The organism is Kitasatospora sp. NPDC088779, assembly GCF_040685395.1.
Classification (GTDB): Bacteria; Actinomycetota; Actinomycetes; order Streptomycetales; family Streptomycetaceae; genus Kitasatospora.
On the sequence record NZ_JBFBHW010000075.1, the window covers coordinates 25,483 to 32,581 of the forward strand.

Here is a 7,099-nt window from a genome sequence, read left to right on the forward strand (position 1 = left end):
GCACCGCACGCTGTGCCCCGCCACCCCCCCCAGGCCCGGGCGGGGCACGGCGTGAACCGCCCCGTGGCACAGTGGAACGGCTCGGTTTCCAGGGGAAGCGCGAGGCGGCGCTGCTTCCCGGGGCGCGTTGCCCGGACCGGGCTGTGGCAGGACCGCTGTGTCGCCTGAGCGGCTGGCCGTGGGTGCGGTGTGCGGGCTGGTGTCAGCTGTTGACGTTGACGGCTGACCAGGTGCCGGCGACGGCTGCGTAGGCGGTGTTGCCGGGGCCGTAGAGGTCGGCGGCGGCTTGGAGGGTGGCGGTGCGGGCGTCGTGGTAGTCGGTGGTGGTGGTCATGTAGGTGGTCAGGGCCCGGTACCAGATCTGTTCGGCGGCGAGGCGGCCGATGCCGGTGATGGTGCGGCCGTCGATGGTGGGGCTGTCGTAGTCGATGCCGTTGATGGTCTTGGGGCCGCTGCCCTCGGCGAGCAGGTAGAAGAAGTGGTTGGCGGGGCCGGAGGAGTAGTGGACGTCGATGTCGGCGATGCCGTCGTACCAGTAGTCGGGGGAGCGTCCGTCCCGGGAGGGTCGGTCCAGGTAGCGCAGCGGGGTGCCCTTGCCGTTGAGGTTGAGGCGTTTGCCCATGAGGTAGCCGGGGACGTCGGTGGGGTTGTCGGTGTGGAAGGCTACGGCGGTGGCGAGGATGTCGCTGGTGGCTTCGTTGAGTCCGCCGGACTCGCGCTGGTATTCCAGGCCGGCGGTGGCGGAGGTCAGGCCGTGGATCATCTCGTGTGCGGCCACGTCCAGTTCGGTCAGCGGTTTGGCGTTGCCGGGCCCGTCGCCGTAGGTCATGCAGAAGCAGCCGTTGTCCCAGTAGGCGTTCGTGTAGTTGTCACTGGCGTGGACACGGCTGTAGGCGCCGACACCGTCGCCGCGGATTCCGGTGCGCCCGTGCACCTGCTGGAGGTAGTCCCAGGTGGCGGCGGCGCCGTAGTGGGCGTCGACGCCCGCGGTCTCGTCGTCGCTCTGGGTGCCGTTGCCCCAGCGGTCGTCCTGGTCGGTGAACAGTTCGCCCTGGCCGGTGGAGGCGTGGTGCAGGTTGTAGGTCCGGTGGCCGCCGCGGGCGGTGTCGTTCATCTCGTACCGGAACAGGCTGTGCTTGGTGCCCAGGGGCACCGTGCCGTTGTACTGGCCTTGGCCGATGCCGGTGTGCACGGCCTCGTAGGTGTAGAGCTGGGTGCCCGAGGTCGCGTCGGTCACGATGTGGCGTTCGCTGGGGGTGCCATCTTCCTGGGTGCCGTCCAGGACGGATTCCCATGCCAGCGCGGGGGTTTGGGCGGCCGACCAGACGACCAGGCGCGGGAGCGTCGTGGTATTGAGCGACTGCATCACCTGGACGGCCGGAACCGTGGGCGTGAGGGTCGGCACACTGATCGGCGCCCGGTGGGCGCGGGTGTCGGTGAGGGCGCCCTGCGGGGTGCGGTGGACGATCAGATCGCCGCCGAGGACCGGCAACGCGGCGAAGGTGCGGTTGTAGCGGAAGTGGACCGTGCCGTCCGCGTCCCGGGTGGCGTCGTCGATCAGCAGGCTCTCGCGCGGGTCCAGGTTCAGCGCCTTCGCTGTCGCGATGGCGGCTTGGGTGGCCTCCTTCAGGAGCTCGGCGTGTTCCTGCGGGGACAGCGCGCCGCTTCGGGTCTGCGAGGCGCCATGGGGAGTGCGGGCGGCGGCTCCTGTCGATTGGACGCCTGTCAGTGCCAGGGTGGTCAGGAGCGCGAGGGCGGCGGTCAGCCGGGCGGGCCGATGGCGTCCGTGATGGGGGGATGCAGGCTGCAAAGGGGGATTCCTCGGTGCGTGCGGCCACGGTGCGTGTCCACATGATCGTGTGCCGACCCGGGGGCCGGCATCGGATGGCGTTGCCGCCCGGGGGCCGGGTCGTCGTGCCCCGGCACCGGAACCGGCTGACGGCGGCTGCGAGCGGCCCGGCGACCCCGGACGCTACCTGACGTTGGCGATGGGGGCGTTGGTGGCGACCTGGGGGGGCGGCTTCCGGGGCGATGTCGGCGGCGGGTGCGACGGCGGGCTCAAGGTCGGCATCCGGCTCGAAGGCCATGAAGCAGCAGGATCGGCCGTAGCTGAAGTGGCCGAGCTCGTCGCCCTTCCTCACTTCCTGGTCCGTGCGGACGGTGGGAGTGACGGAGGAGATCTCGCTGATGCCGACGACGGCGAGGCAGACCATGCCGATGCGGGGAGCGGTGCTCTCGATGAACACCAGGGCCCGGGTGCTGGACGCCGCCGCACCGCCCAGCGACGGCCCCTGGCCGGCGGGGCCCGAACCGTCGAGCCCGGCTGTGCCGAACAGCAGGCCGGGGACGATCTCCACGTGCCGGACCACGCCGTCGACCGGTGCGTGCCAGCGGTGGTAGCCGGTGGCGGGGAGCAGCTGGAGGACGTCGCGGACAGCGGGAAGAGGATCCGTTCCTCGGGCTTGGCGCGGTATTCGGACGCGGTGGTGATGATCTGGTCCACGCACTGCAACAGGTGCTCGACGCCGTGGACCGGCTGGAGGCCGCGCGGGAGCCGTTCGAGCATCTCGGATACCAGCGCCTGGATGCCGGTGTCGGTCTCGATCAGCTTCTTGAGGGTCACGACCGCGGGACTGCGCGGCTCCCTACGGTCCCGGGCCCGGTCCGCGAGGTCCGCCAACCAGGCGTCGACCGCCCGGCGGTCCTTCGGAAGATAGCCGGCGACCCGCCCGAACGAGGTGCGGTAGCGGGCGTCGGTCAGGGCGCCGGTGAGGTCGCCGAGCATGTCTGTCTCCTTGGCATTCGATCGGCCACGTCCAGGTGGAGATCCTCGCGAGTCTCACCCTCGCAACAGGCGAGGAAACACGGTTCGTCGCCAAAGGGACTCGAAAGGATGACGGTGGCCGTTGACGTCACTCACGTGATGGCCGACGTGTCAGTCAGCCTTCGGTCCCGCCGATGACGGGGCAGAGCCGTTGAATGTACAGAACAGGTTGAGGCATCGCCGTCTCCGGATCTGCCGAGAGGCAGGGCGAGCTCAGGGAGGCGACCGGGTGGCCGTGCCTGCGGGCCCGTCGCCTGTTGCCGTCGAGGATGACCGCGAAGTGACCGGGAACGTGCCGGGGGCCTGCGGCGGGGTGGGGTCCAGTTGGCCGATGTCGGGGACTGCGGATGTCATCGGGGGTTCCCCTTTTCCGGGAGCGGTAGGCCGTAGTCGGGTCGGCGTCGGGGGCGCCACCATCGGATTGGCCGCTGACCTGTCGAATGGGTTCCGGGACGGCTTGGCATGATTGACGTGTCGTCAGTCTGGCGAGTTTCTTCCCTTTTCTTCCCTGGTCAGGGTTCGGCAGGGTCGGGGTTGAGCTCCGGGACCGGGTTGAGCTCCGGGACGGGGACGTCGACGGGGCCGGTCGGGGTGTCGTAGCGTCCGGTTTCCAGCTGCCAGGCCAGGCCACCGCCGATGCAGTGGTACGCCGCTTCCAGCCAGCGCCAGGCAATGCCCTGCTCGGACCGGGACAGCTGGAGTTCGTCCATGATGGCCGGGAGCCGGTGCTGGACGGCGAGGGCGTCCCGGCACACGGCTTGGTACAGGGCGTGGGTCCGGTCCACCGCCTCCTGCATGTCGTGGGTCTCATGCCAGTAGAAGACGTAGACCAGGTTGTTCACCGGGTGGAATTGGGTTTCCATGGCCAGCGAGTTCATTTCGTTGGACCACGCGATGATGTTGCTCAGGTCGGTGGTGAGCTGATCGATCTCCTTGTGCCTGATGAACCGCTCGGGCGGCGTGGCCCGGACCGCGTACTCGACGAGGTCGACGGTCATCTTCATGCCGGAGGTCCACAGCCGATTGGACGTGAACTCCGCGAGGCCGGGGATGCGGTCCTCGATGCGCAGGCCGGTCTCCCACAGGTAGCCGTGGAGCCAGAGATCGCAGTGCTCGATGAAGCTGTCGCACCAGGGTGCCGGCATTGCGGCGAAGAGCTCGCCACGCAGGTGGTAGAGCGTCCAGTTGCGCAGGTCCGAGTGCTCAGGCCGGCGTCCCCGGAAGACTTCGCGGGTGGCCTCGATGGTGCGTCGGGTGCCGGGCAGGTCATGGCCGAGCGGGCCGTTGAACTGGTCGTCGTAGTAGAAGTACCACCACATCCAGCGGTTGAGGTGCTCGCAGTCCTCCAGGCCTGAGGCGGGGTACTCCAGTGAGGTGAGACGGCCGCTGTTGAGACCGTGACGGTAGGACTCGATGGTGGAGTCGTCGATTCCCATCTGCCTCGCCCAGGGCTCCTCGCTTCGGATCACCATGTGCTCGAAGGGGGCCGGGCGAACCGGCAGGGGTATCTCGTAGGTCGGAAGAGTGACGGTGACTCGTTGCTTCCACATGGTGCGGCTTCACTCCTGTCGCGGATCGTGGTGTGGTGCGTGGGTCGATGGGCGGAGGCCGCTGTGCGCCGGCCCCGCGCTCGCGGCGAGCCGGCCCTTCTCTGCGCCGGTTCGGTGCGTGGCCCTCGCCGTGGCCTGGCGGCTTCGGTACGGGTGTGCCCGGGCCAGGCGGGTTTCCTCGTCACGGCCCGTGCGGGTTCGCGCACCCGACGGGCCGGGCGCGGCCGTCGTGTGTCCGGTAAGCCCCGGCGAACTCCCTCGATGGCACCTTTCTTCGCCGCGAGGCTGTTGAATCCCAGCTCAGCGGGTGGTGATGTGCGCGCCCGGGGCGGGGCCGCTGACGGTGCGGACGCGGCGGACGGCCTTGGAGGTGGCGAGGGCGCGGGCCACGGACTTTGCCGTGTGGGCGTCCGCGGCCAGGAAGGCACAGGTGGGGCCGGAGCCGGAGACGATCGAACCCAGGGCGCCTGCGGTCCTTCCGGTGTGGAGGGTGGCGGCCAGCGCGGGGTGGAGGGAGAGGGCTGCTGGTTGGAGGTCGTTGACGAGCGCTGCGCCGAGTGCGGTGGCATCGCCGGTCTTCAACGCGGCGAGCAGGGCCGGATCGGCGGGAGGTTGCGGGCTGGGGTGGGCGTCGGCGTGGCGCAGGGTGTGGAGGCGGTCGTGTTCCGCGTAGACGGCCGGGGTGGCGAGTTCTCCGTGGGCGAGGGCGAGGACCCAGTGGAGGGGGCCGGTGACGGGCAGGTCGGTGAGGATCTCGCCGTGGCCCTGGCCGAGAGCTGCCTGACCCAGGAGGGCGAAGGGTACGTCGCTGCCCAGTTCGGCAGCGAGGGCGTGGAGTTGGGCAGGGGTAGCCCGGGTGTTCCACAGGGCGTTGCAGGCGAGGAGGGTGGCGGCGGCGTCGGCACTGCCGCCGGCCATGCCTCCGGCGACGGGGATCCGCTTGGTGACGTGCAGGGCCACTCCGGCGTCGGTCCCGTGGTGTTCGCGGAGGAGCTGTGCGGCGCGTGCGGCGAGGTTGGTGGCGTCCGTCGGCACCCGTTGTGCGTCGGTGCCAATGACGGTGACGGTGGTTCGCCCGGCGGCGGCGAGTGTGGCCGTGACGGTGTCGTGGAGTGCGACGGCGAGGAACACGGTGGTGAGTGCGTGGTAGCCGTCGGGGCGGCGGGCGCCTACGGAGAGCTGGACGTTGATCTTCCCCGGCGCCGTCGCGGTGACGCTACGGGGCGTTGGAGGCGTGGCCGTGTTCATGTGGTCGACAGCTCTCTGGCCTGAGTGCGGGCCCAGGTCTCGGCCTTGCGGACGTCCGCCAGGGTGAGGGCGGCGCTGGGGACGGGGCGGGAGGTGGCGTGCAGGACGCGGCGGACGGTGTCCACGATCGCGGTGAACGGGATGCGGCCGGTCAGGAAGAGACGGACGCATTCCTCGTTCGCGGCGTTGAGGACGGCCGGGGCGAGGCCGCCTTCGTCGCCTGCCTGACGGGCGAGGGAGACGGCGGGGAAGGTCTCGGTGTCCAGCGGGAAGAACTCCCAGGTGGCAGCGGTGGACCAGTCGCAGGCGGGTGCGGCGTCGCGGATCCGGTCGGGCCAGCCCAGGCCGAGCGCGAGCGGGATGCGCATGTCGGGCGGGCTGGCCTGGGCCAGGGTGGAGCCGTCGGCGTACTCGACCATGGAGTGCACGACGGACTGCGGGTGGACGACGACGGCGATGCGCGACAGCGGCACGTCGAAGAGGAGGTGGGCCTCGATGACTTCGAGGCCCTTGTTCATGAGGGTCGCGGAGTTGACGGTGACCAGCGGGCCCATGTTCCAGGTGGGGTGGGCGAGGGCCTGGTCGACCGTCACCCGGTCGAGTCGGCTCCGGGTGTAGCCGCGGAAGGGACCGCCGCTGGCGGTCAGGATGAGTCGGCGCACCTCGCGGCGCTGGCCGCCGCGCAGGCACTGGAGCAGTGCGGAGTGCTCGGAGTCCACGGGGATCACCTGGCCGGGTCGGGCGAGTCTTCGGACGAGGGGGCCGCCGGCGATCAGGGACTCCTTGTTGGCCAGGACGAGTCGTGCCCCGGATTCCAGGGCGGCCAGGGTGGGGGCGAGTCCGATCGAGCCGCTGATGCCGTTCAGGACGCGGTGGCAGCCGATGGCCGCGACCTGGGTGGCGGCCTCCGGTCCGGCCAGGACGCGGGGCAGCCGCCGTCCGTTCGCCTGGGACTTCAGGGCCAGGCGTAGGGCCGGTGCGGCCTCGCGCCGGGAGGTGGCCACGGTCTCGACACCGAGGTCGAGGGCCTGTTGGGCCAGCAGTGGCAGGTTGCGCGTGCCCGCGGCCAGTGCCACGGCGCGCAGGCGGTCGGGGTTGCGGCGGATCACGTCGACGGCCTGGGTGCCGATCGATCCGGTGGATCCCAGGACGGCTACGTCCCGTCGCCCCAGCGGCGGATCACCGGGGAGGTGGATGTCGGCGATGGCCATGGGGGCGTGGGTCCCGGGGACTGCCATGGGTCTTCGTCCTGTCTGTTCGTGCTGTGCCGGGGTGATCGGGTGTGCTCGGTCGTCAGACGACGGTCCAGGAATCGGTTCCGGTGAGCAGCGTGGTGAGGCACCCGGCTCCCATCCGCTGCGTAGCAATAGCGAATTGACGTTCCATCAGCTCGTCGTAGACGGGTCGGTGGACGTCGCGCAGGACGCCGATCGGGGTGTGGTGGAGGGTGTCGGCGTCGGCGATCCGGGAGAGCGCG

Annotated in this window: 4 protein-coding genes and 3 pseudogenes; all 7 read right to left on the reverse strand. The window is 70.5% G+C overall.

Going from position 1 to position 7,099, the window contains the following annotated elements:
* Positions 1-202: 202 nt before the first annotated feature.
* Positions 203-1,810: a M4 family metallopeptidase gene (locus AB0P03_RS38455; protein ID WP_363633345.1), complete on the reverse strand. Its 1,608-nt coding sequence runs from the start codon at positions 1,808-1,810 to the stop codon at positions 203-205.
* Positions 1,811-2,054: 244 nt separating this feature from the next.
* Positions 2,055-2,507, reverse strand: a pseudogene (locus tag AB0P03_RS38460) (phosphatidylserine decarboxylase); the annotation flags it as partial.
* Positions 2,438-2,785: pseudogene (locus tag AB0P03_RS38465) on the reverse strand (phophatidylserine decarboxylase associated domain-containing protein); the annotation flags it as partial. The pseudogenes AB0P03_RS38465 and AB0P03_RS38460, both read right to left, overlap by 70 nt.
* Positions 2,786-3,336: 551 nt before the next feature.
* Positions 3,337-4,374 (reverse strand): terpene synthase family protein, encoded by a 1,038-nt coding sequence (locus tag AB0P03_RS38470; RefSeq protein ID WP_363633347.1) that lies wholly within the window; start codon positions 4,372-4,374, stop codon positions 3,337-3,339.
* Positions 4,375-4,674: 300 nt separating this feature from the next.
* On the reverse strand, positions 4,675-5,622 hold the full coding sequence (locus AB0P03_RS38475; protein ID WP_363633349.1) for a 4-(cytidine 5'-diphospho)-2-C-methyl-D-erythritol kinase: 948 nt from the start codon (positions 5,620-5,622) through the stop codon (positions 4,675-4,677).
* Positions 5,619-6,860 (reverse strand): 1-deoxy-D-xylulose-5-phosphate reductoisomerase, encoded by a 1,242-nt coding sequence (gene dxr, locus AB0P03_RS38480; RefSeq protein WP_363589592.1) that lies wholly within the window; start codon positions 6,858-6,860, stop codon positions 5,619-5,621. The genes AB0P03_RS38475 and dxr overlap by 4 nt, the downstream gene beginning before the upstream one ends.
* A 55-nt stretch (positions 6,861-6,915) precedes the next feature.
* A pseudogene (locus AB0P03_RS38485) lies at positions 6,916-7,099 on the reverse strand (2-oxoacid:ferredoxin oxidoreductase subunit beta); the annotation flags it as partial.